Annotated in this window: 2 protein-coding genes; both read right to left on the bottom strand. The window is 72.3% G+C overall.

Features of this window, described 5'->3' with window-relative positions; genetic code table 11:
* Positions 1-92: 92 nt before the first annotated feature.
* Positions 93-1,661, bottom strand: coding sequence for a bifunctional phosphoribosylaminoimidazolecarboxamide formyltransferase/IMP cyclohydrolase (gene purH, locus ACRX5W_RS04035; RefSeq protein ID WP_436786472.1), 1,569 nt, complete (start codon positions 1,659-1,661; stop codon positions 93-95).
* The gene (gene purN / locus ACRX5W_RS04030) at positions 1,658-2,302 is read right to left on the bottom strand and encodes a phosphoribosylglycinamide formyltransferase (protein WP_436786471.1); all 645 of its coding nucleotides are present in this window, start codon (positions 2,300-2,302) and stop codon (positions 1,658-1,660) included. Before purN ends, purH begins: the two co-directional genes overlap by 4 nt.
* Positions 2,303-2,419 lie beyond the last annotated feature (117 nt).

Raw genomic sequence — 2,419 nt, 5'->3', positions numbered from 1 at the left:
GAGTGGCCGTGGGCCGTACCGAACTCCGGTACGGCCCACGGCCACTCGCAACGTGCCTTGCCCGCAACGGGCGTGACGGCCCGTCAGGTGGATCAGTGGAAGAAGTGCCGCGTTCCGGTGAAGTACATCGTGATACCGGCCGCGCGGGCCGCCTCGACCACCTGGTCGTCGCGCACCGAACCGCCGGGCTGCACCACGGCCTTCACGCCCGCGGCGGTCAGCACCTCCAGCCCGTCCGGGAACGGGAAGAACGCGTCCGACGCCGCGACCGAGCCGGCCGCGCGCTCGCCCGCGCGCTGCACCGACAGCCGTGCGGAGTCGACGCGGTTGACCTGCCCCATGCCCACGCCGACGGTCGCGCCGCCCGACGCCAGCAGGATCGCGTTCGACTTGACCGCGCGCACCGAGCGCCACGCGAAGACCAGGTCGCGCAGCGTCGCCTCGTCGGCGGGCTCGCCGGTCGCCAGCCTCCAGTTCTCCGGCTCGTCGCCGGGGGCCTGGACGCGGTCGGTGTCCTGGAGCAGCAGACCGCCGTCGATCTGCCGGAACTCCGCCGCCGAGGACGGCGCTTCGGGCGCGCGCAGCACACGGATGTTCTTCTTGCGGGACAGCACCTCGATCGCGCCGTCCTCGTAATCCGGCGCGACGATGACCTCGGTGAAGATCTCCGCGACCTGCTCCGCCATCGCGACCGACACCGGGCGGTTGACGGCGATCACGCCGCCGTACGCCGACACCGGGTCGCACGCGTGTGCGAGGCGGTGGGCCTCGGCGACGTCCTCGCCGATCGCGATGCCGCACGGGTTGGCGTGCTTGATGATCGCGACGCACGGCAGCGTGTGGTCGTACGCGGCGCGGCGGGCGGCGTCGGTGTCGACGTAGTTGTTGTACGACATCTCCTTGCCGTGCAACTGCTCCGCACCCGCGAGGCCGCCGCCGCCCGCGGTGTACAGCGCCGCGGTCTGGTGCGGGTTCTCGCCGTACCGCAGTACCGCTTTGCGGCGCCGGGTCGCGCCGAGGAACGCCGGAAAGGGCTCCTCGTCGGCGGGGGCGTGGACGCGGGAGAACCACGACGCGACGGCCACGTCGTACGCCGCGGTGTGCGCGAAGGCCTCGCCGGCGAGCCGCTTGCGCGCCGCGAGGTCGAACCCGCCCGCGGCGACCGCGGCGAGCACGTCGCCATAGCGATCGGGGCTGGTGACGACGGCGACCGACGGGTGGTTCTTGGCCGCCGCGCGGACCATGGACGGGCCGCCGATGTCGATCTGCTCGACGCACTCGTCCGGCGACGCGCCGGAGGCGACGGTCGCCTCGAACGGGTACAGGTTGACGACCACGAGCTCGAACGGCGCGACGCCGAGCTCGTCGAGCTGCGCGCGGTGCGACTCCAGTCGCAGGTCGGCGAGGATGCCCGCGTGCACCCGCGGGTGCAGGGTCTTGACCCGGCCGTCGAGGCACTCCGGGAAGCCGGTCAGCTCCTCGACCTTGGTCACCGGCACCCCGGCGGCGGCGATTTTGGCGGCGGTCGAGCCGGTCGAGACGAGCTCGACCCCGGCGGCGTGCAGCCCCTGGGCGAGCTCCTCAAGCCCGGTCTTGTCGTACACGCTGACCAGCGCGCGGCGGATCGGACGCTTGTTCGAGGAGCTCTCGGGGGTGCTCATGATCCGAATCGGACCTTTCTTCCTTCGATGCGGTATCCCTCGCGGGCGAGGCGGCCCACGATGTCGACGAGCAGGGAACGCTCGACAGTCTTGATGCGCTCGTGCAGCGCCTCGCCGCCGTCGGCCTCGTCGGCGTCCTCGACCTCGACCACACCCTGCGCGATGATCGGGCCGGTGTCGACCCCGGCGTCGACGAAGTGGACGGTGCAGCCGGTGACCTTCGCGCCGTACGCGAGGGCGTCGCGGACGCCGTGTGTGCCGGGGAAAGCGGGCAGCAGCGCCGGGTGGGTGTTGACCGTGCGGCCCTCGAAGCGGCGCAAGAACTCCGCGCCGAGGATCTTCATGAAGCCCGCCGACACGACCAGGTCGGGCTCGTACGCGGCGACCTGTGTGGCGAGCGCGTGGTCCCAGGCGTCCCGCGCGGCGAAATCGGCCACCCGTACGACGAATGTCGGCACGCCCGCCTTCTCGGCGCGCTCCAGCCCGACGATGTCGGTGCGGTCCGCTCCCACGGCGACCACCTCGGCGCCGTACGCCGGGTCCGTGCACGCGTCGAGCAGCGCCTGCAGGTTGGTGCCGGAGCCGGATACGAGAACGACGAGCCGCGCGGGCCCTGAGGTGCGCGGGGCGTGAACGGCCACTGCGGGGCTCTTTCCGGGCTCTGTGTCGTGCACAGGGATCGTGGACAAGGTCGTGGAAGGGACAGCGAACGGGCATGCCGAGCGGCGCGCCGCGGGCCCTCGGTCACCGGAAGGGAA

It is taken from the genome of Yinghuangia sp. YIM S10712 (assembly GCF_051388935.1).
In the GTDB taxonomy this organism is placed as follows: Bacteria; Actinomycetota; Actinomycetes; order Streptomycetales; family Streptomycetaceae; genus Yinghuangia.
Note: the sequence above shows the minus strand (reverse complement) of the source record. Positions and strands in the feature narration are given on the sequence as shown.